Annotated in this window: 25 protein-coding genes, 1 tRNA gene and 2 pseudogenes; 15 read left to right on the top strand and 13 right to left on the bottom strand. The window is 63.3% G+C overall.

Going from position 1 to position 24,814, the window contains the following annotated elements:
• The 3 genes and pseudogenes from G486_RS0115415 to G486_RS24065 all read right to left on the bottom strand — a co-directional run.
• The coding region (locus G486_RS0115415) for a helix-turn-helix domain-containing protein (protein ID WP_027016349.1) at positions 1-267 on the bottom strand (267 nt) is incomplete at its 3' end.
• Between the two features lie 84 nt (positions 268-351).
• Positions 352-589 (bottom strand): annotated as a pseudogene (locus tag G486_RS24605) (integrase core domain-containing protein); the annotation flags it as partial.
• Positions 590-685: 96 nt separating this feature from the next.
• Positions 686-874 carry a hypothetical protein gene (locus G486_RS24065; RefSeq protein ID WP_156920056.1) on the bottom strand — a complete coding sequence of 63 codons (189 nt, stop codon included), beginning with the start codon at positions 872-874 and terminating at the stop codon, positions 686-688.
• On the opposite strand from G486_RS24065, the gene G486_RS0115405 reads away from it, so the two are divergent.
• The gene (locus G486_RS0115405) at positions 873-1,946 is read left to right on the top strand and encodes a linear amide C-N hydrolase (protein WP_027016348.1); all 1,074 of its coding nucleotides are present in this window, start codon (positions 873-875) and stop codon (positions 1,944-1,946) included. The two genes, G486_RS24065 and G486_RS0115405, sit on opposite strands and share 2 nt — an antisense overlap.
• A gap of 166 nt (positions 1,947-2,112) precedes the next feature.
• Here the strand turns inward: G486_RS0115405 and G486_RS0115400 are convergent, their stop codons facing one another.
• Positions 2,113-4,347 carry an NADP-dependent isocitrate dehydrogenase gene (locus G486_RS0115400; RefSeq protein WP_027016347.1) on the bottom strand — a complete coding sequence of 745 codons (2,235 nt, stop codon included), beginning with the start codon at positions 4,345-4,347 and terminating at the stop codon, positions 2,113-2,115.
• 339 nt (positions 4,348-4,686) lie between these two features.
• On the opposite strand from G486_RS0115400, the gene G486_RS0115395 reads away from it, so the two are divergent.
• Positions 4,687-5,337 carry a CatB-related O-acetyltransferase gene (locus G486_RS0115395; protein ID WP_027016346.1) on the top strand — a complete coding sequence of 217 codons (651 nt, stop codon included), beginning with the start codon at positions 4,687-4,689 and terminating at the stop codon, positions 5,335-5,337.
• An 83-nt stretch (positions 5,338-5,420) separates the two neighbouring features.
• On the opposite strand, the gene G486_RS0115390 is transcribed toward G486_RS0115395, so the two are convergent.
• Together G486_RS0115390 and xseA are read right to left on the bottom strand one after the other, a co-directional pair.
• Entirely contained in the window at positions 5,421-6,002 is a 582-nt protein-coding gene (locus G486_RS0115390) for a Fe-Mn family superoxide dismutase (RefSeq protein WP_027016345.1), read from the bottom strand.
• 208 nt (positions 6,003-6,210) lie between these two features.
• Positions 6,211-7,536 carry an exodeoxyribonuclease VII large subunit gene (gene xseA / locus G486_RS0115385; protein ID WP_027016344.1) on the bottom strand — a complete coding sequence of 442 codons (1,326 nt, stop codon included), beginning with the start codon at positions 7,534-7,536 and terminating at the stop codon, positions 6,211-6,213.
• A 370-nt stretch (positions 7,537-7,906) separates the two neighbouring features.
• On the opposite strand from xseA, the gene G486_RS0115380 reads away from it, so the two are divergent.
• The 8 genes from G486_RS0115380 (at position 7,907) to G486_RS0115345 (ending at position 15,169) form a co-directional block, all read left to right on the top strand.
• On the top strand, positions 7,907-8,533 hold the full coding sequence (locus G486_RS0115380) for a MotA/TolQ/ExbB proton channel family protein (RefSeq protein WP_027016343.1): 627 nt from the start codon (positions 7,907-7,909) through the stop codon (positions 8,531-8,533).
• A 12-nt stretch (positions 8,534-8,545) separates the two neighbouring features.
• The gene (locus G486_RS0115375) at positions 8,546-8,971 is read left to right on the top strand and encodes an ExbD/TolR family protein (RefSeq protein WP_027016342.1); all 426 of its coding nucleotides are present in this window, start codon (positions 8,546-8,548) and stop codon (positions 8,969-8,971) included.
• Between the two features lie 20 nt (positions 8,972-8,991).
• Positions 8,992-10,014, top strand: a complete 1,023-nt coding sequence (lpxK, locus tag G486_RS0115370; protein WP_051303585.1) for a tetraacyldisaccharide 4'-kinase — start codon at positions 8,992-8,994, stop codon at positions 10,012-10,014.
• A gap of 60 nt (positions 10,015-10,074) precedes the next feature.
• Positions 10,075-10,263, top strand: a complete 189-nt coding sequence (locus G486_RS0115365; protein WP_027016340.1) for a Trm112 family protein — start codon at positions 10,075-10,077, stop codon at positions 10,261-10,263.
• Between the two features lie 157 nt (positions 10,264-10,420).
• Positions 10,421-11,194 carry a 3-deoxy-manno-octulosonate cytidylyltransferase gene (kdsB, locus tag G486_RS0115360; RefSeq protein WP_027016339.1) on the top strand — a complete coding sequence of 258 codons (774 nt, stop codon included), beginning with the start codon at positions 10,421-10,423 and terminating at the stop codon, positions 11,192-11,194.
• Between the two features lie 434 nt (positions 11,195-11,628).
• The gene (gene adk / locus G486_RS0115355; protein ID WP_027016338.1) at positions 11,629-12,285 is read left to right on the top strand and encodes an adenylate kinase; all 657 of its coding nucleotides are present in this window, start codon (positions 11,629-11,631) and stop codon (positions 12,283-12,285) included.
• 157 nt (positions 12,286-12,442) lie between these two features.
• Entirely contained in the window at positions 12,443-14,491 is a 2,049-nt protein-coding gene (locus G486_RS0115350) for a M3 family metallopeptidase (protein ID WP_027016337.1), read from the top strand.
• Between the two features lie 6 nt (positions 14,492-14,497).
• The gene (locus tag G486_RS0115345) at positions 14,498-15,169 is read left to right on the top strand and encodes a glutaredoxin family protein (protein WP_084455346.1); all 672 of its coding nucleotides are present in this window, start codon (positions 14,498-14,500) and stop codon (positions 15,167-15,169) included.
• Between the two features lie 311 nt (positions 15,170-15,480).
• On the opposite strand, the gene rpiA is transcribed toward G486_RS0115345, so the two are convergent.
• Entirely contained in the window at positions 15,481-16,182 is a 702-nt protein-coding gene (gene rpiA, locus G486_RS0115340) for a ribose-5-phosphate isomerase RpiA (RefSeq protein WP_027016335.1), read from the bottom strand.
• Positions 16,183-16,217: 35 nt separating this feature from the next.
• On the opposite strand from rpiA, the gene G486_RS0115335 reads away from it, so the two are divergent.
• From G486_RS0115335 to G486_RS22500, 5 genes and pseudogenes are all read left to right on the top strand, one after another.
• Complete coding sequence (locus G486_RS0115335) at positions 16,218-17,270, top strand: quinone-dependent dihydroorotate dehydrogenase (RefSeq protein WP_027016334.1); 1,053 nt, start codon at positions 16,218-16,220, stop codon at positions 17,268-17,270.
• Between the two features lie 236 nt (positions 17,271-17,506).
• Positions 17,507-18,229, top strand: a complete 723-nt coding sequence (locus G486_RS0115330; RefSeq protein ID WP_027016333.1) for a protein-L-isoaspartate O-methyltransferase family protein — start codon at positions 17,507-17,509, stop codon at positions 18,227-18,229.
• Between the two features lie 52 nt (positions 18,230-18,281).
• Positions 18,282-18,623 (top strand): rhodanese-like domain-containing protein, encoded by a 342-nt coding sequence (locus G486_RS0115325; RefSeq protein WP_027016332.1) that lies wholly within the window; start codon positions 18,282-18,284, stop codon positions 18,621-18,623.
• A 122-nt stretch (positions 18,624-18,745) separates the two neighbouring features.
• Positions 18,746-20,215 (top strand): TolC family outer membrane protein, encoded by a 1,470-nt coding sequence (locus tag G486_RS22505; protein WP_084455344.1) that lies wholly within the window; start codon positions 18,746-18,748, stop codon positions 20,213-20,215.
• 13 nt (positions 20,216-20,228) lie between these two features.
• Positions 20,229-20,653: pseudogene (locus G486_RS22500) on the top strand (DDE-type integrase/transposase/recombinase); the annotation flags it as partial.
• On the opposite strand, the gene G486_RS0115310 reads toward G486_RS22500, so the two are convergent.
• From G486_RS0115310 to ssuC, 6 genes are all read right to left on the bottom strand, one after another.
• Complete coding sequence (locus G486_RS0115310; protein ID WP_027016331.1) at positions 20,650-20,958, bottom strand: H-NS histone family protein; 309 nt, start codon at positions 20,956-20,958, stop codon at positions 20,650-20,652. The pseudogene G486_RS22500 and the gene G486_RS0115310 overlap by 4 nt on opposite strands.
• 224 nt (positions 20,959-21,182) lie before the next feature.
• Positions 21,183-21,259 (bottom strand) — tRNA-Pro (locus G486_RS0115305).
• 103 nt (positions 21,260-21,362) lie between these two features.
• Positions 21,363-22,307, bottom strand: coding sequence for a CysB family HTH-type transcriptional regulator (locus tag G486_RS0115300; protein ID WP_027016330.1), 945 nt, complete (start codon positions 22,305-22,307; stop codon positions 21,363-21,365).
• Between the two features lie 406 nt (positions 22,308-22,713).
• Entirely contained in the window at positions 22,714-22,929 is a 216-nt protein-coding gene (locus G486_RS0115295; protein WP_027016329.1) for a TOBE domain-containing protein, read from the bottom strand.
• 46 nt (positions 22,930-22,975) lie between these two features.
• Positions 22,976-23,953 carry an ATP-binding cassette domain-containing protein gene (locus G486_RS0115290; RefSeq protein WP_027016328.1) on the bottom strand — a complete coding sequence of 326 codons (978 nt, stop codon included), beginning with the start codon at positions 23,951-23,953 and terminating at the stop codon, positions 22,976-22,978.
• 13 nt (positions 23,954-23,966) lie between these two features.
• Positions 23,967-24,803 carry an aliphatic sulfonate ABC transporter permease SsuC gene (gene ssuC, locus G486_RS0115285; RefSeq protein WP_027016327.1) on the bottom strand — a complete coding sequence of 279 codons (837 nt, stop codon included), beginning with the start codon at positions 24,801-24,803 and terminating at the stop codon, positions 23,967-23,969.
• Positions 24,804-24,814: the final 11 nt, after the last annotated feature.

Below are 24,814 nucleotides of genomic sequence, written 5' to 3'. Positions count from 1 at the left end.
GATGCTGCGCGGGGCGCCCGGGCGAGGTGCGTCAAGCAGACCGTCCAAGCGGTGTTCAACGAAGCGGGCGCGCCACTTGGAAACCGTTTGGGGTGTCACGCGCAGGCGAGCGGCAACCGCCTTGTTCTCCATACCGTCGGCACAACCCAGCACGATGCGTGCACGCAGTGCCTGCGCCTGTGCGGTCTTGCGCCGCAGGGTCAATGTCGTGAGTTGCTCGCGCTCTGCGTTGCTCAGCACGAGTTGCGCCTTGGGTCTGCCTCTCATGATCACCTCGTCGTGTTGCCACATTACATGATTGATCAATCGACAGACAATAAATTCAATGAATTTCCAACTCAGGACACTAGCTTCGCATCCCGGATGATCATATATGACACTTACTGAACAGATTTGGATGCGTCTGAGGCCACTTTTCCATGGCCTGTATGGGTGCTTTGCTTTGCAGTGCTGACTGCGGTAACTGGTGGTTGTACAAGGCCCCGTAGGGCAGCAGCATTTGCTCCAAGTCCTCGGCACTGTTGAAGTAGTGGGCCTTGAGAGCATCAGCAATTCGCCCATTGAAGCGCTCCACCACGCCCAGCGACCTGCCCGTCACCGCACGCACAGCCCTGCTTCAACTCCTGCGTATAGCGCGTGCGCACTGTCTTTTTCATTTCCGTTTTCCTCGCTTGTATTGAAACACTCAGCAAGGGATACGTTTTTCAGGAGCAAGGCCACCAACCGCGCCCGCACGGATAGCGTTTACCATGGCAAAATTTTGAAACATCTTCACAATCCCTTCGCCACAAACGTGGGCGACTGTGAACGTGTAGGCCTTCGTGACTGCAGTATGCAGCGCGCCCCCAAGACCTTGCATCAAGGAGTTATCCATGCCTTCTCCCCTCAAGCGCCTGCGTCCCCTGAGCACGGCCCTGCTGCTGGGCCTGGCCGGTCTATCTGCGTTTTCCACGGCCGTGGCCTGCACGCGCCTGGTCTTTCATGGCGACAGCGGCCAGGTGATCACGGCCCGCTCCATGGACTGGAAGTCCGACATTGTGAGCAATCTGTGGGTCATGCCGCGCGGTATGGAACGTACGGGCCAGGCCGGCCCCAACTCGCTACGCTGGACATCCAGGTACGGCAGCGTGATCACTTCGGGCTACGACATCTCAACCACGGACGGCGTGAATGAAGCCGGCCTCGCCGCCAATCTGCTGTGGCTGGTGGAGTCGCAATACCCGAATTTCGGCCCATCGAGCAAGCCCGGTCTGACAATTGCCGCCTGGGCGCAGTACGTGCTGGACAACTTCGCCACCGTGGAGGAAGCAGTGAAGGCGCTGGAGCAGCAGCCTTTCACCATCGTCACCGACAAGGTGCCCGGCGAGAACCGCCTGACCACGCTGCACCTGTCCATCTCGGACGCCAGCGGCGACAGTGCCATCGTCGAATACATAGGCGGCAAGCCGGTAATACACCACAGCCGCAAATACCAGGTCATGACCAACTCGCCGGTGTTCGAGCAGCAACTGGCGCTCAATGCCTACTGGGAAAAGATCGGCGGCCTGTCCATGTTGCCGGGCACCAACCGCGCAGCCGACCGCTTTGCGCGCGCCTCGTTCTATGTGAATTCCCTGCCCAAAAACCAGAGCCCGAATAAAACCCTGGCCAGCGTATTCAGCGTGATCCGCAACGTCTCCGTGCCTTATGGCATCACCACGCCCGAGGAGCCCAACATCTCCTCCACACGCTGGCGCACGGTGTTCGACCACCAGCGCAAGCTGTATTTCTTTGAATCGGCGCTCACGCCGAATACCTTCTGGGTGGATCTCAAGGCCCTGAACTTCGACGCCAAGAGCGGCAAGGTGCTCAAGCTCGACCTGGGCGCCGACCAGAGCCACACCTTCTCGGGCGATGCCACGCGCGAGTTCAAGCCCTCCAAGCCTTTCGAGTTCCTGGGCCTGTAAGCCGCTAGGCTGAAAAGCGAACCGGCCGCCTTGTTCGAGGCAGCCGGTTTTTTTATGCGCACGAGCCTAGGCCTGGCTCATCGCATACATGTTTCATCCTGTACCGCAGCACAGGAAGGCGGCGCAGCAAAGACCCAGGGCTACGACGCGGCCATGGGTCTCAGGTTCAGGCCAGTGCTGCGATGGCGCTGTTGAACGTGGCGCTCGGGCGCATCACGGCGTCCATCTTGGCCACATCGGGCATGTAGTAGCCGCCGATGTCAGCTGCCTTGCCCTGGACCACGCGCATCTCTTCCACGATCTTGGCCTCATTCTCGGCGAGGGTCTTGGCCAGGGCCGCGAACTTGGAGGCCAGTTGCGCATCCTCGGTCTGGGAGGCCAGCGCCTCGGCCCAGTACAAGGCCACATAGAACTGGCTGCCACGGTTGTCGAGCTCGCCCGTGCGGCGCGAAGGCGACTTGTTCTCGTCCAGCAGCCGGCCTGTGGCCTGGTCCAGGGTCTTGGCCAGCAGCTTCGCGCGTGCATTGTTCTCCTTGATGCCAAGGTCTTCCAGCGACACTGCCAGGGCCAGGAACTCACCCAGCGAGTCCCAGCGCAGATGGTTTTCCTCCACCAGTTGCTGCACATGCTTGGGAGCCGAGCCGCCTGCGCCAGTCTCGTACATGCCGCCGCCAGCCATCAGCGGCACGATGGACAGCATCTTGGCCGAGGTGCCGAGTTCCATGATGGGGAACAGGTCGGTCAGGTAGTCGCGCAGGATGTTGCCGGTCACCGAGATCGTGTCCTGGCCGCGTGCCACGCGCTCCAGCGTGTAGCGCATGGCGCGCACTTGCGAGAGGATGTGGATTTCCAGGCCCGTGGTGTCGTGATCCTTTAGGTATTTGTTGACCTTCTTGATCAGCTCGGCCTCGTGCGGACGATAGGGGTCAAGCCAGAACACGGCAGGCATTCCCGAGTTGCGGGCACGGGTCACGGCCAGCTTCACCCAATCGCGGATAGGCGCATCCTTGACCTGGCACATGCGCCAGATATCGCCCTCTTCCACGTTCTGACTCATGAGCACTTCACCCGTGGCCAGATCGACGATGTTGGCCACGCCATCCTCGGCGATCTCGAAGGTCTTGTCGTGGCTGCCGTACTCCTCGGCCTTTTGCGCCATCAGGCCCACGTTGGGTACGGTGCCCATGGTCCGGGGGTCGAAATTGCCATGCCACTTGCAGAAGTTGATCATCTCCTGGTAGATGCGTGCAAACGTGGACTCGGGCATCACGGCCTTGCAGTCATAAGGCTTGCCGTCGGCGGCCCACATCGTACCGCCGGAGCGGATCATCGCAGGCATGGAGGCATCCACGATCACGTCGTTGGGCGAGTGAAAGTTGGTAATGCCCTTGGCCGAATCCACCATGGCCAGACGCGGACGGTTTTCCTGGCAGGCATGCAGGTCGCGCTCGACTTCCTCGCGCAGCGAGGTCGGCAGCGTGGCGATCTTCTCGTAGAGATTGGCCATGCCGTTGTTCACGTTCACGCCCAGTTCGTCGAACAGCTTGCCGTGTTTCTCGAAGGCCTCCTTGTAGAAGATCTTCACGCAGTGGCCGAACACGATGGGGTGGGACACCTTCATCATGGTCGCCTTCACGTGTAGCGAGAACAGAATGCCCGACTCCTTGCAGTCCTCGATCTCCTTTTCATAGAACTCGCACAAGGCCTTCTTGCTCATGAACATGGAGTCAATGACCTCGCCGTCCAGCAGTGCGACCTTGGACTTGAGAACAATGGTCTTGCCGCTCTTGGTCACCAGCTCCATCTTCACGTCGCGGGCCTTGTCCAGGGTCATGGACTTTTCGCCGTGATAGAAGTCGCCATGGCTCATGTGCGAGACATGGGTTTGCGACCACTGCTTCCACTCGCCCATGGAGTGCGGGTGTTTCTTGGCGTAGTTCTTCACCGCAGCCGGGGCGCGGCGGTCGGAGTTGCCTTCGCGCAGCACGGGATTCACGGCTGAGCCCAGGCACTTGCCATAGCGGGCCTTGAGCTCCTTCTCGGCTTCGGTCGTGGGATTTTCGGGATAGTCGGGCAGCGCAAAGCCTTTGGACTGCAGCTCCTTGATGGCTGCCGCGAGCTGGCCCACGGAAGCACTGATATTGGGCAGCTTAATGATGTTGGCATCGGCCTGCAGCGTCTTCTTGCCGAGCTCGGACAAGGTGTTGGACACGCGCTGCTCGGGTGGCAACAGGTCGGCGAACTCACCCAGGATGCGATGGGCCACGGAGATGTCGCTGGTCTCGACGTTGATGCCGGCAGGCGCGGCGAAGGCACGCACCACGGGCAGGAAGGCGGCGGTAGCCAGGCGCGGCGCCTCGTCGGTCAGGGTGTAGATGATGGTGGGTTGCTGCGTACTCATCTCTTGTCTCGGTTGGTAAAGGGGGGGAAGCGTCGCCAGCCTGCGTCCATGGCAAGCCATGGACTGGCGCGGCGTCACGGGGGCTCGCCAGCATCCGTCAGACGGATCTTGACGATTTTGCAATGCGATCCCACGATACAAAATTCTAAGCGCATACCGGCTTCAATTCATAGGTCTTGTAGAAGACTTAGGGGTTTACCGCGACTTTCACCCCTCGTTTCCTGCCATGCAGAAAATGCTGTGGCACCTGGGCGACGGCTGCACCGGCAAGGCCTTTGGGCAGGCACGAGGAAATCGATGGCACCATGGCCCGGTAAACAATTCAAGGCACGGAAGACAATGAAGTCAGAGGAAAAGCAAGTGAGGCACTGGTCCAGGGTGGAGATGCTGCATGAGACCGTGAAGAACAAGAACATCCACATCAAGGGCCGGCACAGCTACTACAGCGATGCCTGGAGCGGCAGCTTCGAGCAGTCCGTAGTCCGCTACCTGTATGGCGACGCCTACAGTCTTCAGCACTGGGAATCCCAGTGGGAAATCGACCCTTTGTACATAGGCGACTATGTCTGCATTGGCGCCGAGGTGGTGATTCTCATGGGCGGCAACAACACCCACAGGGCAGACTGGTTCAGCCTTTACCCTTTTGCCGACAACATCCTCGCCTCATACCAGCCCAAGGGGCCGACCACGATTGGCGACGGCGCCTGGATTGGCATGCGCGCCATGATCATGCCGGGCATCACGATAGGAGAAGGCGCGATCATCGCAGCCAATGCCGTCGTGACGCGTGATGTCGCGCCCTACAGCATCGTCGCAGGCAACCCCGCCAGGGAAGTCAGAAAGCGCTTCACGGAGGACACCATCCGCCGCCTGCTTGCGCTGCAGGTTTACGCCTGGCCCGAGGAAAAACTTCAGCGCCTGCAGGCCTTGCTGTGCTCGTCCGACATCGACGCACTCGAAGCGACGGAAGCCGCGCTGCGCGAGCCTTGAGCCCCCTGGGCCGGCGAGACAGGCAGCCGTCCAGGCAAAAGAAAAGCCCCTTGCGGGGCTTTGTGCTTTCGGCGCCTGGGCTATCAGGCAAAGTTCTGCTCGGCAAACTTCCAGTTCACGAGCTTGTCGAGGAAGGTCTCGACGAACTTGGGACGCAGGTTGCGGTAGTCGATGTAGTAGGCATGCTCCCATACGTCGACCGTGAGCAAGGCCTTGTCTTCGGTGGTCAGAGGCGTGCCGGCGGCACCGGTGTTGACGATGTCGACCGTGCCGTCCGTCTTCTTCACCAGCCAGGTCCAGCCCGAGCCGAAGTTGCCCACGGCAGACTTCACAAAGGCTTCCTTGAAGGCCGCGTAGCTGCCCCACTTGGCATTGATGGCTGCAGCCAGCGCACCCGTGGGCTCGCCGCCGCCATTGGGGGCCATGCAGCTCCAGAAGAAGGTGTGGTTCCAGATCTGGGCTGCGTTGTTGTAGATACCGCCCGAGGACTTCTTGACGATTTCCTCCAGCGTCATGCTTTCGAACTCGGTACCCTTTTGCAGGTTGTTCAGGTTGACCACATAGGCGTTGTGATGCTTGCCGTGGTGGTACTCCAGGGTTTCCTTGCTGTAGTGAGGCGCCAGGGCGTCGATGGCGTAAGGCAGCTGAGGCAGGGTATGTTCCATGGTGAATCCTTCGTGGTTGAAATTTTTTGCTGCGGGCCACACCGGCAGCGCGGTCCGCGTCCAATTCCTGATCGCCGGGCGAGGCAAGCCCTGCATGCGGGGCAGTGCAGCTCACCATTCGCTCGAACAAGCCATTGTAGGAAGAGTTTCGGGCTCTTGCCGCCAAGCCGCGAGATCACGGCTGACGCTCTGGGGTTGAGTCCTGCCGTCAAAGCAGGCGCGGCGGCGTCACCGTCAGGTCCAGGCTGCCCTTGGCCAGCTGGGCGCGCAATGCCGTTCCGGGCGGGGCCTGCTGCTCTTCGGTCACGGGTCTGCCGTCGGCATCCGTGAGCAGTGCATAGCCACGCTGCAAGATCAGGCGCGGGTCCAGCAATTGCAGGCGCAGTTGCAGCTGCATCAAGTGCTGCTCGCGCCGCTCCAGGATCAGCTTTGCGGCCTGGGGCAGCTTTTGCGCCAGCCATTGGTTTTTTTGCCGCTGGACCTGCAGGCCCAGGGCCATCGCATGGCGCAGCCGCTGGGCTTCGCGGTCGAGCCGGTTGCGGCTGCACACCAGTTGCTCACTGGGCCTGCCAAGGCGCTGCACGGCGGAGTCGAGCCGCTGCTGCTGGCGGTCGAGCTGGCGCTGCACGCCGTCGCTCAGGCGCTGCTGCATGAGCCCCAGAGCGCCAAGCCAGACTTCGCGCGGCTGGCTGAGCAGCTCGGCCGCCGCCGTGGGCGTGGGCGCCCGCAGGTCAGCGCAGAAATCGGCAATGCAAAAGTCGGTCTCATGGCCTATGCCCGAAATCAAAGGCACAGGGCTCTGAACGATGGTGTGGGCCAGTTGCTCGTCGTTGAAGGCCCAGAGATCCTCGAGCGAGCCTCCGCCACGCACGAGCAGGATACAGTCCAGATGCACCTCATCGCCAGAGCGGGTGCGCTCCGCCCCCCCCAGCGCATACAGTTTTTGCAAGGCCGCGATCAGGGAGGCCGGCGCCTGCGGCCCCTGGACCAGGGCCGGCGCCAGCACCACGGGGATGTGCGGCACGCGCCTGCGCAGAGCCGTGACCACATCGTGCAAGGCCGCCGCGCCCAGCGAAGTCACAAGCCCTATGCCGCGCGGCATCCTCGGCAGGCTGCGCTTGCGCGCCTCGTCGAACAGGCCCTGGGCTTGCAGACTGGCCTTGAGGCGCAGGAACTGCTCGAACAAGGCACCCTGGCCTGCGCGCTGCATGCTTTCCACCACGAGCTGCAGGTCGCCGCGCTGCTCGTAGACGCCCAGACGGCCGCGTAACTCCACCAGCTCGCCATCGCGCGGCGAGAAGTCCATGAGCTGGGCCGCACGACGAAACATCGCGCAGCGTATCTGACCCGAGGAGTCCTTGAGGTTGAAATAGCAGTGCCCGCTGGCCGCACGCGAAAAACCGCTGATCTCGCCACGCACGGCCACAGGATTGAAGCGCGCCTGCAAGGCATCGCCAATGGCCTTGCATAGGGCGCCGACCTCCCAGACCAGGGGCGAGCTTGCTGGACTCAGAGGCCCGAATCCTGAGTTCATGCGGCTTTCCCCGCTATTTGCCTTGCTGGATTCTCCACAGCATCGGGATAGACGTCTTTTGGAGACATATGCATGATCTTATGAAAGTGCTTTATTCAAAATCAAACTTAAATCATTGATTTTGAATAATTTTTCTGAAATTTTCGACACCTTGAAAGTGTCATAATAAGTGTCCTTTGTAATAAGCGCGACAAGCACCGCTGCTTGATCACAAAGTTATCCACAGAAATCCATGCTAAACGGGGCCTCATTCGTGGCCTTGTCCGGCTGGAATTGGGTGTCAGAGGATAGCGGCAGTCTTGAGCGAGCTTCGGGCTGCGCCATAATCGCCGGCTAGGATTTTCAATGCGTCAATGCGGGGGAGCGCAACTTGTTTTCGATCATACAAGCGGCTGGCTGGCCTATCTGGCCTCTCATCATTTGCTCGATTCTGGCCCTGGCCCTGGTCTTCGAGCGCTTCATGGCCCTCAAGACGGCACGCGTGGCGCCACCGCAATTGCTGAACGAGGCAATTTCGGTTTCCTCTCGCGGTCTGCCCAAGCCCGATGTGGTCGAACAACTGGCACAGAATTCCCTGCTCGGAGAAGTGCTGGCCAGCAGCCTGAAAGCCGTGCAGTCCCATCCCGACATCAGCGAGGAAGAGCTCAGGGCCTCGATGGAAGGCGCAGGCCGCGCCGCTGCCCACAAGCTGGAGAAGCACCTGAGCGCCCTGGCCACGATTGCCTCGGCCGCGCCCTTGCTGGGCTTGCTTGGCACGGTCATAGGCATGATCGAGATTTTCGGCTCTCAAGGCGGTGCCACCGGCGTGGGCAACCCTGCGCAGCTGGCCCAGGGCATTTCGATTGCGCTGTACAACACGGCCTTCGGGCTGATCGTGGCCATTCCCGCATTGATCTTCTGGCGCTACTTTCGCGCCCGCGTGGATGGCTATCTGCTGGGCATGGAGCTGGCCAGCGAGCAGTTCATGCGCCATCTGTGCCGTGCCCAGGAAGCATAAGCCCCTGCTGCCATGAAGTTCCGACATCGTCTTCGCGAAGAGCCCGAGATCAATCTGATCCCGTTCATCGACGTGCTGCTCGTGGTGCTGATCTTTCTGATGCTATCCACCACCTACAGCAAGTTCACCGAGCTGCAGCTCAACCTGCCCGTGGCCGACGCCGAGCAGCAGCGCGACCGGCCCAAGGAAATCATCGTCGGCGTTTCGGCCGATGGCCGCTATGTGGTCAACAAAAACACTGTCGATGAGCGCAGCGTGGCCGGCCTGACCCAGGCCCTGGGCGAGGCCGCCGTGGCCGGCAAGGACAGCGTGGTCATCATCAGCGCCGATGCCATGGCGCCCCACCAGTCCGTGGTCTCGGTCATGGAGGCGGCGCGCAGCGCAGGCCTCTCGCAGATCACGTTCGCCACCCAGAAATCGGACGGCGCGCGCCGCTGATCCGCCCGCACCAGCCCGCCATGAACCCTGCGCGCAAGCGTCCCATGCGAGGCCAGGGCCTGCAGGCCGCCTGGCGCAGCCGTGGGCTTGTGGCCCGTGCGCTCTGGCCGCTGTCCCGGGTGTACGCAGCCGCCGTGGCCTGGCGCAGGCGCGCTTATGACAGCGGCTGCAAACGCCCCGAATCTGCGGGCCTGCCGCTGATCGTGGTCGGCAACGTGATTGCCGGCGGTGCGGGCAAGACCCCGGTCACGCTGGCCGTGGTAGAGCATCTGCGCGCGCGCGGTTGCCGGCCCGGCATCGTCTCGCGCGGCTACGGCCGCAGCACGCGCGACTGCCGCGAGGCCCTGCCCCAGAGCCCGGCCGCCGAGGTCGGCGACGAACCGGCCCTGCTCGCACGCACCAGCGGCTGCCCGGTGTTTGTGGCCGCCAGGCGCATGGATGCGGTACGTGCCCTGCGCACACGCTACCCCGAGGTCGACGTCATCGTCAGCGACGACGGCCTGCAGCACCTAGCCATGGGCCGCGACATAGAGCTGTGCGTATTCAACGACGAAGGCACCGGCAATGGCTGGCTGCTGCCTGCCGGGCCGCTGCGCGAGCCCTGGCCACGCCCCGTGACGGCGGTCCTGCATGCGGGCGATGCGCCGCAGCCACCTGGCACGGCACCGCTGTTCGCGCTGCAGCGCAGGCTTGCACCCGAGGCCGTGAACGGCCTGGGCCAGCGCATGGCTTTGTCCGGATTTGCCGGGCAGCGCCTGGAAGCCGTGGCCGCCATTGCCAGGCCCGAGCGCTTTTTCGCCATGCTGCAAGCGCAAGGCCTTGCGCTCGCCCATGTTCAGGCCTTGCCCGATCACTATAATTTTGAGAGCTTCAAGCGCCTGGGCCAGAGCCATGAGGCGCTGATCTGCACGGAAAAGGACGCGGTCAAGCTATGGACCAATCTGCCCCAGGCCTGGGCCGTGGCCCTGGAGCTGGAGTTGCCCCCGGCCTTCTGGAGCTTGCTCGATGCCAGGCTGGAGAGCCTGGAGCGCAAGCCGGCCTGAGAGCTGCGGGCCGTGCAGGCTGCCGGCCGGCTTTTCATCCACCCAAACCCTGAACTCACCATGGACGCCAAACTTTTAGAACTGCTGGTCTGCCCCATCACCAAGGGGCCGCTGCGCTATGACCGCGAGCGTCAGGAGCTGGTTTCGCGCAGCGCGCGCCTGGCCTACCCCGTGCGTGACGGCATTCCTGTACTGCTGGAAAACGAAGCCCGCGCATTGGAAGACGAGGAAATTGAAGGCTCCTCCTGAAGGAGAGACAACAGCCTCGCTGCGGGGCGGCCCTTGAGCCCTGCCTCCTGTTTCAGCTGCGCAAGTTTGAAGCGGCATGGACTGCGCAAGAGCCATAGGCCAGGCGCGGTCTCCAATCACGAACCAGCACGACCTGCTCAAACCAAGGATTTCTTTCATGCCGTTCACGGTTCTGATTCCCGCCCGCATGGCATCAAGCCGCCTGCCGGGCAAGCCATTGGCCGATATTGCCGGCCTGCCCATGGTGGTGCGCGTGGCCCAGCGCGCCAGCCAAAGCAAGGCTCAGCGCTGCGTGGTGGCCGCCGATGATGCGCGCATCCTCGCTGCCTGCGAGCAGCATGGCGTGCAGGCCATTCTCACGCGCAGCGATCACGCCAACGGCAGCGACCGCCTGGCCGAGGCCTGCGAGCAACTGAGCCTGAGCGGCGAGGACATCGTCGTCAACGTCCAGGGCGACGAGCCCTTGATCGACCCCACCCTCATCGACGCCGTGGCCAATTTGCTCGTCCAGCGCCCCGAGGCCAGCATGGGCACGGCCGCGCATGCGATTGCGAGCCTGGCCGACTACCAGAACCCCAACGTGGTCAAGGTGGTCTGCAATGCCAAGGGCCTGGCCAGCTACTTCAGCCGCGCGCCCATCCCCTTGGCGCGCGACCACCTGGATCAGGCCTGGTGGCAGGGCGCGGCCCAGGCCGCCGGCCATGCGGGCTTTGCACCCCTGCGCCACATAGGCATCTACAGCTACAAGGCCGGGTTTCTGCGTGAATTTCCAACGCTAGCACCCGCGCCCACCGAGGTCATGGAAGCCCTGGAGCAATTGCGCGCGCTGTGGCACGGCTATGCAATCGCTGTGCACATAAGCGGCCAGGCTCCGGGCGCAGGCGTCGACACGCCCGAAGACCTGCAACGCGTGCGAGCGCTGTTTGCCTGATTTGCTATCAAAAAAATGAGCTGCAAGCGCAGGTCCCTCTTCAAATTCACGGAGTTTCTGCGCAAGTCTCTTTACCATCAAGCGCTACCAGCTATTGTTTTTGATTTTCCGCTGGCCGTACCACGGCGAACAAGGCAGAATCGCGCGGCAAGAGTGCCCACAAGGCACGATGGTCACCCCTGCCGCCTGCACCTGCGCCCTGCATTGCTTGGAGCGCAAGCCGTAAGCCTCTGTTGGCCTTGTGCATGCTATCCTTGCCCGCGCAAAAAATTGAATCCGGCGCTCATGCCCCACACGGACAACCCGCCACAGAACAAGACACGGCTTACACAAACCCGGTTGAGACAAGCTGCCAGCCCCCTGATGCGGGCCCTGGCGGCATTCCTGCTTGTGTAAGCCCTACAAGAATTTCCACATACTCTTCAAGGATCTCCATGAAACTGATCTTGTTGGGCGCTCCCGGCGCCGGCAAAGGAACCCAAGCCACCTTCATCTGCCAGAAATACGGTATCCCCCAGATCTCCACCGGCGACATGCTGCGCGCAGCCGTCAAGGCCGGCACGCCCCTGGGCCTGCAGGCCAAGGCCGTGATGGATGCAGGCCAGCTGGTCAGCGACGAACTCATCATCAACCTCGTCAAGGACCGCATCGCCCAGCCCGATTGCGCGCAAGGCTTTCTGTTCGACGGTTTTCCCCGCACCATTCCCCAGGCCGATGCCATGAAGGCGGCTGGCGTGAACCTCGACTACGTGCTGGAGATCGACGTGCCCTTCGAGGCCATCATCGAGCGCATGAGCGGCCGCCGCTCCCATCCTGCATCGGGCCGCACCTACCACATCAAGTTCAACCCGCCCAAGGTCGAAGGCCAGGACGACGTGACCGGTGAGCCCCTGGTGCAGCGCGAGGACGACAAGGAGGAGACCGTACAAAAGCGCCTGGACGTCTACAGCAGCCAGACCCGTCCGCTGGTCGACTACTACCAGGATTGGGCCAAGCAGGATGCGGCCAGCGCTCCGCGCTACCGCGCGATCAGCGGCATGGGCACGGTGGAGCAGATCACCGAGCGCGCGCTCGCAGCCCTGAGCTCCTGACAGGAGCCATACCCCGGACCTCGGCTTGCAGGGCTGCCGGGGACGGGGCTCACCCCCGGTCAGGCCTGCGCCCCAGGCTGGAGCAAGCCTGACAGCTATCTGCACGATAGCTGCCCATACGCCTTGAAACATCCCCAGTTGGCGCAAAATGCAGGCCATGACCAATTCCCTGCTTGCCCCCTCCGACCTGCCCTTGTTCGACCGCATCACCCCTGCGGATGTAGGCCCCGCCGTAGACACCCTGCTCGCGCGTGCCAGCCAGGCGCTGGAGACCGTGACGGCAGCGGACTTTCCAGCCGAATGGAAGGCCATATCCGCCGTGCTGGACGTGGCCACGGAAAAGCTGGGAACGGCCTGGTCGGCCGTCAACCATCTCAACAGCGTGGCCGACACGCCCGAGCTGCGCGCAGCCTACAACGAGGCGCTGCCCAAGGTCACCGAGTTCTGGACCAGCCTGGGCGCCGACGAGCGCCTGTACGCGAAATACAAGGCCATCGATCCTGCCAGCCTCAACAAGGAGCAGCGCGCGGCCTGGGATCACGCCATGCGCGGCTTCGTGCTTTCGGGCGCCGAGTTGCAGGGCCAGGCCAAGGAGCGCTTTGCGCAAATCCAGGCGCGCGCGGCCGAGCTCGCGCAGAAATTCAGCGAGAACGCGCTGGACGCCACCGACGCCTTTGCCTACTACGCCACGGCGGACGAGCTCGACGGCGTTCCCGATGACGTGCAACAGGCTGCCCGCGCAGCCGCCGAAGCCGATGGCAAGCCCGGTTTCAAGCTCACGCTCAAGATGCCCTGCTACCTGCCCGTGATGCAGTTCGCCAAGAGCAGTGCGCTGCGCGAGACGCTTTATCGCGCCTATGTGACACGCGCCTCCGACCAGGCCCAGGGCGATGCCCAGCGCTTTGACAACACCGCCGTGATGAAGGAAATCCTGGCCCTGCGCCTCGAAGAAGCGCAACTGCTGGGCTATGCGAATTTCGGCGAAGTCTCGCTGGTGCCCAAGATGGCCGACTCGCCCAAGCAGGTCATTGACTTTCTGCACGATCTCGCACGTCGTGCCCGCCCCCATGCCGAAAAAGACGTGGCCGATCTGCGCACCTTCGCCAAACAGGATCTGGGCATCACCGACCCCCAGCCCTGGGACTGGGCCTTCATCGGCGAGAAGCTCAAGGAGGCGCGCTACTCCTTCAGCGAGCAGGAGCTCAAGCAATACTTTCCCGCTCCCAAAGTGCTGGCAGGCCTGTTCAAGATCGTCGAGACCTTGTTCGAGGTCAGCATCCGCCGCGACGAGGCAGCGGCCTGGAACCCGGGCGTGGAGTTCTACCGCATAGAGCGCACAGGCCCCCAAGGCAGCGAGCTCGTAGGCCAGTTCTATCTGGACCCCTCGGCTCGCAAGGGCAAGCGTGGCGGCGCCTGGATGGACGATGTGCGCACACGCTGGCTGCGCCCCGACACCCAGCAACTGCAAACCCCTGTGGCCCACCTGGTCTGCAACTTTGCGGCCGGCGTGGATGGCAAGCCGCCGCTGCTCACGCATGACGACGTGATCACGCTGTTCCATGAAACAGGCCACGGCCTGCATCACATGCTCACCCAGGTCAACGAGCGCGATGTCTCGGGCATCTCGGGCGTGGAGTGGGATGCGGTGGAGCTGCCCAGCCAGTTCATGGAAAACTTCTGCTGGGAATGGGACGTGCTCAAGCACATGACGGCCCATGTGGACACGGGTCAGCCCTTGCCACGCGCGCTCTACGACAAGATGATTGCGGCCAAGAACTTCCAGTCCGGCATGCAGACCCTGCGCCAGATCGAGTTCGCGCTGTTCGACATGCTGCTGCACACCGAGCACCAGCCCGAGGCCGACTTCATGCAGCTGCTGACCCAGGTGCGCGCCGAAGTCGCCGTGCTGCCGGCCACGGCCTACAACCGCATGGCCCATACCTTCAGCCACATCTTTGCGGGCGGCTATGCGGCCGGCTACTACAGCTACAAATGGGCCGAGGTGCTCAGCGCCGATGCCTATGCGGCCTTCGAGGAAAGCGCCCTGGCCGATGGTTCGCCCAACCCCGAGACCGGACGCAAATACCGCCAGGCCATCCTGGAAGCCGGCGGCAGCCGCCCGGCCATGGAATCCTTCAAAGCCTTCCGTGGCCGCGAGCCCCAGCTCGATGCCCTGCTACGCCATCAAGGCATGGCCCAGGCCTGAGCCCACATGCCGAGCAAACGCATGACAAACGCAGCCTTGAAACTGCCCGCCGGCCTGCTGGCCGCCCTGATCCTCGCAGTCCCAGCCCTGCCCAGCGCAAACGCGCAAACGGTTTACCGCCACGTAGGCCCCGATGGGCGCGTGACTTTTTCCGACCGTCCGGAGAGGCAGGACAGCGCCTCCGCTCCGGTAGCCCAGCCGTCCAGCCCGGGCAGTGCGGCCAACGACCTGCCCTATGCCCTGCGCCAGGTGGTCGGCCGCTACCCGATGACGCTCTACACGGGCAGCGACTGCAGCCCCTGCGATCAAGCACGCCAACTGCTCAGGAACCGGGGCATTCCTTTCAACGAGCGCCTGATACTGACCGCCGCCGACCAGGCCGCGCTGCAAAAGATCAGCGGCGACACCAGCCTGCCCTTTGCAACCCTGGGCAGCCAGCACCTGCGAGGCTTTGGCGCCCAGGAATGGACCCAGTATCTGGACGCTGCCGGCTACCCCGCCAGCTCCCAGCTACCGCCCCGGTACCGCGCGCCATCCGCCACGCCTTTGACCCAACCCGAGACCAGGTCAGTGCCCAAGAGTGCACCTGTGGCACCCGCTGCCCCGGCCAACACTGCCCCGCCAGCGGCCAGCAAGCCAGGGTCCAGCAAGGACAACCCGGCCGGGCTGATTTTCTGAGAGTGCTGGTGCACGCACCGCGCCTCAAAAAAGCATGCTCAGGGGCGCCCAGAGCCAGCAGCACGATCACGGTCAGCGACAACAAGGCAAGCAAAAAAGCTATCGTCTGAGGCTTGAACAGAAGCTTGCCGGGCATGTCCGCATCGCCCGCTGATGCAGGATCAAACAGCGAGAGAAGCCGGGTTTTATTCAGGTTTACCAGGCCAGAAAACTCAAGCAGGAGATAGCAATCTCAGAGCAGGTCGTGGTGCCCGACCTCGACGCCTCCCCCCATTTCACGATGAAAGAGCTGCCAGCAGCTCTCGGGGTCTTCAATACTCCAGCGTCTTCACGCCTTCGGGCGTGCCCAGCAGGCAGACCGAAGCCTTTTGATGGGCGAACACACCTACGGTGACCACGCCAGGCCATTGGTTGACTTCGGACTCGAAAGCCAAGGGCTCGGCAATCTCCAGGCCTTGCACGTCCAGGATATGCTGGCCGTTGTCGGTGACCAGGGCTGCGCCGTCCTTGAGGCGCAAAGTGGCCTTGGCGCCCATGGCCTCGAAACGGCGTGCAATCTGGCCTACGGCCATGGGAATGACTTCCACGGGCAGAGGAAAGCGCCCCAGCTTGTCCACGAGCTTGGACGCATCGGCAATGCAGACAAAGCGCCGCGCCAGGGCGGCCACGATCTTCTCGCGCGTGAGCGCCGCGCCACCGCCCTTGACCATGAAGCCCTGGCCGTCGATCTCGTCGGCACCGTCGATATAGACAGACAGGCTGGAAACCTCATTGGCATCGAAGACGCGAATGCCCAGGGCCTTGAGGCGCTCGGTGCTGGCCTCGGAGCTCGATACCGCGCCCGCAATACTGCTTTTGATGCCATCCAGGGCTTCTATGAACTTGTTGACCGTGGAGCCCGTGCCCACACCCACGATTTCTCCGGGTTTCACATAGGCCAGGGCGGCCTGGCCGACCAGGGCTTTGAGTTCATCTTGGGAATAGGAGGCAATGGAGGCAGTGGGTGTCGTCATGGGAGAGAATCCAGGCAATTGCTGCAATTATCCCCATGTCCTTGATCCCCTACGCCCTCACCCGTCCTTTTCTTTTCGGCATGGACCCCGAATCCGCCCACGAGCTGACCATGAACATGCTCGCCAAGGGGCAGAACACGCCGCTGCAATGCGCCTGGTCCCAGCCCCTGGTCAACGACCCCGTGGAGCTCGCCGGCCTCAAATTCCCCAACCGCGTGGGCATGGCTGCGGGCCTGGACAAGAATGCACGCTGCATCGACGCGCTGGCCGCCATGGGTTTCGGCTTCGTCGAAGTGGGCACCGTGACGCCGCGCCCCCAGAGCGGCAACCCCAAGCCACGCATGTTCCGCATTCCGCAAAAGAATGCGCTGATCAACCGCCTTGGCTTCAACAACGAAGGACTGGAGGCCTTTATCGCCAATGTGCGCCGCTCCCGAGCCAGGGCTCAGGGCAAGTCCATGCTGCTGGGTTTGAACATTGGCAAAAACGCAGCCACGCCCATCGAAGAGGCAAATAACGACTACCTGCTGGCCCTGGATGGTGTCTACCCTCATGCCGACTATGTGACGGTCAACATCAGCTCGCCCAACACCAAGAATCTGCGCGCCCTGCAAAGCGATGAGGCACTGGACGGCCTGCTCTCGGCCATTGCAGAGCGCCGCGAACAGCTCGCCAGCCAGCACGGCAGGCGCGTGCCCGTGTTCGTGAAGATTGCGCCCGACCTCGACGAGGAGCAAGTCGGTGTGATCGCCACCACGCTGCAACGTCACGGCATGGACGGAGTGATCGCCACCAACACCACGATCAGCCGCGAGGCCGTCAAAGGCCTGCCTCACGCCGAGGAAACCGGCGGTCTGTCGGGAGCCCCCGTACTAGCAGCCAGCAACCAGGTCATACGCCAACTGCGCTCGGCCCTGGGCAGCCGTTTTCCCATCATCGGCGTGGGCGGCATCATGAGCGGCGCGGATGCGGTCAGCAAGATACGCGCAGGCGCCGACGTAGTGCAGATCTACAGCGGCCTGATCTACCGCGGGCCGGTGCTGGTGCATGAGGCCGCACAGGCCATCAGGCTTGAGGGAGCACTCTAAGAACGTGTTTATAACCAATCGGGACTTGACATGGCAGAGATTGCCTCTACGTCCTGCATGTTCCAGCAGCCTGCAGATGCTGCCGATGCAGGTGGCCGCAGGCATTTCGGACGCTGGATCGACGCCACCCAAACCGCGAAAACAGGGGCTACATGGTCGGGCAGTTCCTTCAAGCGCTGCGATGCCTCGTAGAATCCCAGGATTTGCCCTGATACGTCTTTCCCGGAGATTCTCTTATGCCCCTGCCTTTGAACAGCTCGGCCCATCTGCACGACACCAATGCCCAGGCGCGCTATCACATGATCGAGCAGCAAATCCGCCCCTGGAACGTGCTTGACGAACAGGTGCTGGAATTGCTCGACCAGGTACGCCGCGAGGACTTCGTGCCGCCCGAGCATGCGAGCCTGGCCTTCATGGATCTGGAGATCCCTCTGCAAGGCACGCCGGATGAGGCGGTCGACAAGGGCTGGTGCATGCTGGCCCCGCGCGTGGAAGCGCGCATGTTGCAGGATTTGCAGCTCAAGTCCACGGACCGGGTGCTGGAGATCGGTGCGGGCTCGGGCCATATGGCGGCCCTGCTCGCGGCCATGGCCAAGGAAGTCGTAAGCCTGGAGATCGAGCCCGAGCTGGCCGAGATGGCACGCGAGAACCTGCTGGGTGCAGGCGTGGAAAACGTGCGCGTGATCCAGGCTGACGGTGCCGATTCGGCCTCGGTGCAGGACGTGGCACCGGAGCAGTTCGATGCCATCGTGCTCAGCGGCTCGGTGGCCCAGGTTCCCCAGTTCCTCATCGACAAGCTGGCCGACGGCGGCCGCCTGGGCGCCATCGTGGGTCAGCTGCCCGTGATGTGCTTCACGCTGCTGACCAAGAACGGCCAGCAAGTCCAGACACTACAGCCCTGGGATCTGGTCGCCGCTCGCCTGGCGAATTTCGACGAGCCTTCGCGCTTCAACTTCTGACCCCCTGCGGGCCACTCAAGGTCCGCACCACGCCTAGAGCAAGGATGTTTTCATGGTCGAGCAAGTCCCTCCCGCCCAACTCGAAGATTGGCTGGCTCGCCACAACGGCCCTGACCTGCCCATGGTGCTGGATGTGCGCGAGCCCTGGGAGCAGGGCTTGGCCAGCATCCAGCCCCAGGGCTTCGAGCTGCGCTGCATTGCCATGGGAGAGCTTGCTTCGCGCCTGCAGGAGCTAGACCCCGACCACCCCGTGGCCTGCCTGTGCCACCACGGCGTGCGCAGCATGCATGTGGCGGCCTTTTTGCTCCAGCAGGGCTTTGAGCAGGTGGTGAACATCACCGGCGGCATCGATGCCTGGTCGCGCGAGCGTGATCCGCGCGTGCCCCGGTATTGAGATACATGCCAGCCCAGCCGCCATGGCATGGGCCGCGCAAGAAAAAACAGCGCCACGCATGAGCGCCAGAACGGCTCCGGCCCAGCCCACGTGTTTTGCCCTCTCTTGAAGCGAAAGCCCCCATGCCCATGCCCCGGTCTTTTCCGCCCAGCGCCGTCCCCGCAGCCCTGCCCCATGTGCGCGGATCGCACGCCCTGCACTGGCTGGCCTGCCTGGGCCTTGGCAGTCTGCTGAGTCTGGCTCAGGCCGCACCCGATCCCACCCCGGTCACGCACACCCTGTCCGAGCTCGTGGCGCGGGCCAGGGGCTTCGATGCCCAGTGGCAGGCCCAGCAGGCCGATGCGCGCGCCACCGCCAGCCGGGCCGAGCAGGCGCGTGCCGGGCTGCTTCCCAGCGTGGGGCTGCAGGCCGGGGTCAGCGAACAGCATTCGAAAACCAATATCGCGCCGGGCACCACCTCGCAGCCGCTGCGCAATTTCCAGCTGAGCGCCCAGCAGCCGCTGTACCGCCCTGCCAACAAGATTGCCTATGAGCAAGGCCAGCGCAGCCTGGATGCAGCCCAAGCCCAGCTCGCAGGCGGCGAGCAGACCCTGCTGGTGCGCGTGGCCCAGGCCTATTTCGACGTGCTCGGTGCCCAGGACAGCCTGGCCGTGGTCCGCGCGCAAAAGCAGGCCATTGCCGAGCAGCTCGCCTCGGCCCAGCGCAACTTCGAACTCGGCACGGCCACCATCACCGATGCCCGCGAGGCCCAGGCGCGCTTCGACCTGAGCCTTGCCCAGGAGATCGCAGCCAGCAACGAGCTCGAAGTCAAGCGCCTGGCGCTGGAGCAGATCGTGGGCTCGGCCGGCGTTCGGCCGCGCCCGCTGGCCGCGCCGCTCACGCTCGCGCCGCTGGCGCCTGCGGATGCGCAAAGCTGGGTCGATCTGGCCCTGGCCCACCAGCCCCAACTGCACCAGGCGCAGGTGGCACTGGATATCGCACGGATGGAGACGCGCAAGGCCGAGGCCGGCCACAAGCCCACCGTGGACCTGCAGGCCGGCGCCGGCATGAACCGCTACCCCGAAGGCAGCATCACCCCGCCCGTGCCTGTGCCCTATACGGGCCGTGCAGCCAGCGTAGGCGTGGTCATGAACCTGCCGCTGTTTGCAGGCTTTGCAGTGCAAAACCGCATCCAGGAAACCCTGGCCCTGGAGGACAAGGCCCGGGCCCAGCTCGATGAGGCCAGGCGCAGCGTGGAGCAGAACACGCGCACGGCCTTTCTCGGCGTGCAGTCGGGTCAGGCCCAGGTGACGGCGCTGGAAGCCGCCCTGGCCTCCAGCCAGAGCGCACTGGAAGCCAACCAGCGCGGCTATCAGGTGGGCGTGCGCATCAACATCGACGTGCTCAACGCCCAAAGCCAGCTCTACCAGACACGGCGCGATCTCGCGCTCGCGCGCTACGCCCTGCTCATGGGCCAGCTCAGGCTGCGCCAGGCCACGGGCCAGCTCAGCGATGCCGACCTCAGCGCCATCGATGCGCTGACCGAGCAGCGCATCGCCCAGGGCCCAGACAGCAGCAATAAGAGAAGTGGCTCCAGTTTTTTGAACAAATAGCCAGTTTCGCATCCCGGGTTATTTGCACATGGACGTGAAGTACCTGCCGCAGATGCAGGACGAGGCCAAGCGCCGCTACCTGTTCGTGGCCATAGACATAGACCGCGCAACCCGCCGGGTGTTTGTGCGGGTCAAATCCAACAAGACAGCCGCCAATGCCAAGGCTTTCTTGAAGGCCTTGCACAAGGCCTTTCCCATCAAGATCAGCAAGCTGCTGACCGACAACAGCAAGAAGTTCATCGATCGCCTGTTTGCCAGCCGTGAGCGCGCGCTCAGCGGCAACCACAAGTTCGATCAGCTATGCGAACAACTGGGCATCGAGCATCGCCTGACCAAGCCCGGAGCCCCAAGAACCAATGGCATGGTCGAACGCTTCAATGGCCGGATTGCGGACGTCTTGAAGACAACCTCTTCAACAGCGCCGAGGATTTAGATCAGGCCTCTGCGTCGAACAGGTCTTCGTTTTTCTTGATTTCAAACTGGCTGCGATCCTTGTCCGCAATCCATTTGGGCGGTTTGCCACGACCGGTCCAGGTATTGCCGCTTTCGGGGTCATAGTATTTGACCTCGGCCTTTTTCTTGGTTTCAGGCTTCCAGGGAAAGACTTGCTGCGCAGTGAAGCCAAAGCTTTCGACCAGTTGTCTTACCGTGGCCAGGGCCGCCTTGGACTCCTGGTTGCGAGCCTGTTCGATTTGCTTGTCCAGCTCGGCCTTTTGCGCCAATAGCTCTTTGTAGTTTTGCATTTAAGTTTCCTGTTGCATTAGCAGATGGCTCTCCCGCGCACTGCTTTTGGATGCATGCCGGGCGGCATGCAAGGCCGGACGCACCGTCCCTGCTCCGCCCTGCCAACACCTTGCCCCGGCGAGTACTGAACCCGGACACAGTTGCTACAAGAGTTGCGCATGGTTGAAGAAATCCAGCAATCAAAAAGGGCCCCTAACTTTCCAGCTAAGAGCCCTTATGAATATGGTCGGCGTGGCGGGATTCGAACTCGCGACCCCTTGCACCCCATGCAAGTGCGCTACCAGGCTGCGCTACACGCCGAAGTCAGCAATTATGGCAGAAAAACATGGCTCAAAATCAATTCAGGTCTTCAATGGCCGCATTGCAGTCATGCCTGCGAGGGCTTGATCCCTGGCAGCCGCACTCATGCCCTGGCTTCGATCCAGGGCTCGGCCATGGCATCGCGCACGACCTGCGGGGTCAGCGTAGGCACAAAGCTCTCGATGAAGCTGTAGACATAGTCGCGCAGCCAGGCGCCTCGGCGCAGGGCCAGCCGGGTGAGGTTGATCTCGAAGAGGTGGCGCGCATCCAGGGCCTGCAAATGCCGGTCGCGCTCGGCATCGAAGGCTATGGAGGCAATCACCCCCACGCCCATGCCGAGCTCCACATAGGTCTTGATCACGTCCGCATCCATGGCCGTGAGCACGACGTCAGGGCTCAGGCCCGCGCGCGCAAAGGCCTTGTCAATATGCGCGCGTCCCGTATAGCCGAGGTCATAGGTGATGATCGGATGGCGTGCCAGCGCCTGCAGCGTCACAGGCCCGGGCTCGGCCAGCAGTGCATGTCCGGGGGGCACGATGATGGAGTGCGACCAGCGGTAGCAGGCCAGGGTCACAAGCTGCTCGTAACTGGCCAGAGCCTCGGTGGCCACGCCGATGTCGGCCTCGCCCGAGCACAGCATCTCGGCCACCTGTCTGGGCGAGCCCTGGTGCAGATGCAGCGAGACCTGGGGGTAATGAAGCCTGAAGTCGTGCACCACCTGGGGCAGCACATAGCGCGCCTGGGAGTGCGTGGCCGCCACGGTCAGCCGGCCGCGCTCGCTGGCCTTGAACTCGTCGCCCACGCGGCGCAGGTTGTCGGCCTCCTGCAGCAGGCGCTCCACCGTGGCCAGCATGGCCTCGCCCGGCGGTGTCAGCCCGGTGAGGCGCTTGCCTGCACGCACGAAGATCTCCACCCCCAGCTCCTCCTCCAGCTCGCGTATCTGCCGGCTGACGCCCGGCTGGGAGGTATGCAGATGAATTGCGACCTCGGTCAGATTGAAACCACGTCTTGCGGCCTCGCGCACGGAACGCAGTTGCTGGAAATTCATGTTTTGCTATTTAAAAAAGAGCTGGTTGCGCTCATGGATAAAGGGCTTCAACGGGTTTTCATGTAAATTTCCACGCCCCAAGACATGCGTGGGCTGCGGGGCCTATCCCGCCCCGCGCCTGACGCTTTAGAGCGTGTTCACGATCTCTACGCTGCCGCGTTGGAGCGCAATCGGGATGAGTTCAAAGCGATGGGGTGCAGCTTGCACCGGGGTGCAAGCAAGGGCCAGCGCGAAGAAATCGCCCGATTTCGCTCCAACCCTTGGGGCCAGTGCCTTTGCGGGCGGTCTACAGCGTTGCGAATCCTCGCAATAGCGCGGCTATTGCTGCGGTGTCGCGCCTCGTATCCCATCCCGCAAAGACACTGGCGCGCCGCGAGGAGATCGTAAACACGCTCTTAGAGCGTGTTCAAAGCTTGGCGATCGAGACCTCGGTGGACTTGACCAGGGCGACCACATCCGAGCCCACGGCCAGGCCCAGCTCGTCGACCGAACGCGTGGTGATCACCGAAGTCACCACGCCCCAGGGCGTTTGCACATCGACTTCCGAGACCACGTCTCCGCGAATGATTTCCCGCACCTTGCCCTTGAACTGGTTGCGTACGTTGATGGCTTGAATGGACATATTTCCTCCTTGTGTGAATGAATTGAAATCGCCTGAATTTCGTGTGTCATATGGCCCAGCGCAGGCCATGCGCCGGCCAGCCGGACTCCAGGCCCTGCATGTCGACGGGCGGCGTTTCTGATGCGGGCTTTTGCAACACCCGGTCCAGAATGCGCCTCTCCACCTCGGCCAGGGCCGCGCTGCCGTGCTGGCGCGGCCTTGGCAAGGCCACGCGCTCATCCAGGGCAATGCGCCCGTCCTCGATGAGCACCACGCGGTCGGCCAGGGCCACGGCCTCCTGCACGTCGTGCGTCACCAGCAGGGCCGTGAAGCCATGGCGCAGCCACAGCTCTTCTATGAGCCTGTGCATCTCCATGCGCGTCAGCGCGTCCAGCGCTCCCAGAGGCTCGTCCAGCAGCAGCAGGCGCGGTTCGTGCACCAGGGCTCTGGCCAGCGCCACACGCTGACGCTGGCCGCCCGAGAGGCGCGCAGGCCATTCGTGGGCGCGCTCGGCCAGCCCGACCTGGGCCAGCACCTCGTGGCCGCGCTGCCTGGCCTCACGCGGCAATCCCAGGATGACATTGGCCAGCACACGCCGCCAGGGCAGCAGCCGCGCCTCCTGGAACATGATGCGCGTGCCTCCCAAGGCGTCCGGCTGCACGCCAGCACCTTGGCCGCTGCGCGCGCCCGTGGCTTCACCATCGAGCAGCAGACTGCCTGCCGAGCCTTGCTCAAGCCCCGCGACCAGCCGCAGCAAGGTGCTCTTGCCGCAGCCGCTGCGCCCGACGATGGCCACGAACTCCCCGGGCTCCACCCGCAGATGCACCTGGCGCAAGACCTCACGCTCGCCATAGCGCTTACTCAGGCCTTGGGCCTGCAGGCTCACCCCCCTGGGGCGCGGCGCGGCATTCTTGTGCAGGGCCGCATCTGCACCTTGTTCGGGGAGCGCCTCGGCAAGCGCGCTTTCCCAGGCCAGCAAAGGCTGTACTGCACTTGCCTCCACGGCCAGGGCCAGCGATGTTTTCAGATTGGACCAACGGCTCATACGACCTCCTTGCCTAGCGCAACTTTTGATAGCCCGGGTGCCAGCGCAGCCACCAGCTCTCCAGCAGGCGCGCCACCGCATCGGCCAGCTTGCCCAGCAGGGCGTAGAGCAAAATGCCCACCAGCACCACATCGGTCTGCAGAAACTCGCGCGCATTCGTGGTCAGGTAGCCAATGCCCTGCTGCGCGGAAATGGTCTCGGCGACGATGAGAATCACCCACATCAGGCCCAGAGAAAAGCGCAGCCCCACAAGAATCGACGACAGGGCCCCGGGCAGAATCACCTCGCGGTACAGTTGCCAGCGCGTAAGCCCGTAGCTGCGCCCCATCTCGATCAGCGCCGGATCCACATTGCGTATGCCGTGAAAGGTGTTGAGATAGAGGGGAAAGAACACCGAGATACTGATCAGGAACAGCTTGGCGCTTTCGTCTATGCCGAACCACAGGATGACCAGCGGAATCATGGCCAGGGCCGGAATCGTGCGCAGCATCTGGATGCTCGAATCCAGCAGGGTCTCGGCCAAGCGCAGCGATCCCGTGAGCAGCCCGAGAAGCAGGCCCAGGCTGCCGCCCAGCGCCAGCCCCGCCAGCGCCCGGCCGGCGCTGACCTGCACATGTTCGAGCAGCTCGCCCGAGGCCGTCAGCGCGGCGGCCGCGCGCAACACATCCAGCGGCGCCGGCAGCACGCGGCTGGAGAGCCAGCCCAGGGCCGAAGACAGCTGCCACAGGCCGACCAGGGCCAGCGGCAGCAACCAGGGCAGCAAACGCTGGCCTAGCCTGGCCGCAAAGCGCGCCAGCCCTGCAGCCCCGGCAAGCGGTGCAGCCTGAATGATCTGAACGGCATTGCTCATGCCCTGCCCCT

This window comes from Comamonas composti DSM 21721 (genome assembly GCF_000429845.1).
GTDB lineage: Bacteria > Pseudomonadota > Gammaproteobacteria > Burkholderiales > Burkholderiaceae_C > Comamonas > Comamonas composti.
The sequence above is the reverse complement of the archived record's forward strand: the minus strand, read 5'-3'. Positions and strand labels throughout refer to the sequence as shown.

Bases quoted from the DNA above. Each gene is read 5' to 3' on its own strand.
- G486_RS0115405 (WP_027016348.1), top strand. From the start codon at position 873: ATGCCTTCTCCCCTCAAGCGCCTGCGTCCCCTGAGCACGGCCCTGCTG.
- G486_RS24065 (WP_156920056.1), bottom strand. From the start codon at position 874: ATGGATAACTCCTTGATGCAAGGTCTTGGGGGCGCGCTGCATACTGCA.
- G486_RS0115400 (WP_027016347.1), bottom strand. From the start codon at position 4,347: ATGAGTACGCAGCAACCCACCATCATCTACACCCTGACCGACGAGGCG.
- G486_RS0115395 (WP_027016346.1), top strand. From the start codon at position 4,687: ATGAAGTCAGAGGAAAAGCAAGTGAGGCACTGGTCCAGGGTGGAGATG.
- G486_RS0115390 (WP_027016345.1), bottom strand. From the start codon at position 6,002: ATGGAACATACCCTGCCTCAGCTGCCTTACGCCATCGACGCCCTGGCG.
- xseA (WP_027016344.1), bottom strand. From the start codon at position 7,536: ATGAACTCAGGATTCGGGCCTCTGAGTCCAGCAAGCTCGCCCCTGGTC.
- G486_RS0115375 (WP_027016342.1), top strand. From the start codon at position 8,546: ATGAAGTTCCGACATCGTCTTCGCGAAGAGCCCGAGATCAATCTGATC.
- lpxK (WP_051303585.1), top strand. From the start codon at position 8,992: ATGAACCCTGCGCGCAAGCGTCCCATGCGAGGCCAGGGCCTGCAGGCC.
- G486_RS0115365 (WP_027016340.1), top strand. From the start codon at position 10,075: ATGGACGCCAAACTTTTAGAACTGCTGGTCTGCCCCATCACCAAGGGG.
- kdsB (WP_027016339.1), top strand. From the start codon at position 10,421: ATGCCGTTCACGGTTCTGATTCCCGCCCGCATGGCATCAAGCCGCCTG.
- adk (WP_027016338.1), top strand. From the start codon at position 11,629: ATGAAACTGATCTTGTTGGGCGCTCCCGGCGCCGGCAAAGGAACCCAA.
- G486_RS0115350 (WP_027016337.1), top strand. From the start codon at position 12,443: ATGACCAATTCCCTGCTTGCCCCCTCCGACCTGCCCTTGTTCGACCGC.
- G486_RS0115345 (WP_084455346.1), top strand. From the start codon at position 14,498: ATGCCGAGCAAACGCATGACAAACGCAGCCTTGAAACTGCCCGCCGGC.
- rpiA (WP_027016335.1), bottom strand. From the start codon at position 16,182: ATGACGACACCCACTGCCTCCATTGCCTCCTATTCCCAAGATGAACTC.
- G486_RS0115335 (WP_027016334.1), top strand. From the start codon at position 16,218: ATGTCCTTGATCCCCTACGCCCTCACCCGTCCTTTTCTTTTCGGCATG.
- G486_RS0115330 (WP_027016333.1), top strand. From the start codon at position 17,507: ATGCCCCTGCCTTTGAACAGCTCGGCCCATCTGCACGACACCAATGCC.
- G486_RS0115325 (WP_027016332.1), top strand. From the start codon at position 18,282: ATGGTCGAGCAAGTCCCTCCCGCCCAACTCGAAGATTGGCTGGCTCGC.
- G486_RS22505 (WP_084455344.1), top strand. From the start codon at position 18,746: ATGCCCATGCCCCGGTCTTTTCCGCCCAGCGCCGTCCCCGCAGCCCTG.
- G486_RS0115310 (WP_027016331.1), bottom strand. From the start codon at position 20,958: ATGCAAAACTACAAAGAGCTATTGGCGCAAAAGGCCGAGCTGGACAAG.
- G486_RS0115300 (WP_027016330.1), bottom strand. From the start codon at position 22,307: ATGAATTTCCAGCAACTGCGTTCCGTGCGCGAGGCCGCAAGACGTGGT.
- G486_RS0115295 (WP_027016329.1), bottom strand. From the start codon at position 22,929: ATGTCCATTCAAGCCATCAACGTACGCAACCAGTTCAAGGGCAAGGTG.
- G486_RS0115290 (WP_027016328.1), bottom strand. From the start codon at position 23,953: ATGAGCCGTTGGTCCAATCTGAAAACATCGCTGGCCCTGGCCGTGGAG.
- ssuC (WP_027016327.1), bottom strand. From the start codon at position 24,803: ATGAGCAATGCCGTTCAGATCATTCAGGCTGCACCGCTTGCCGGGGCT.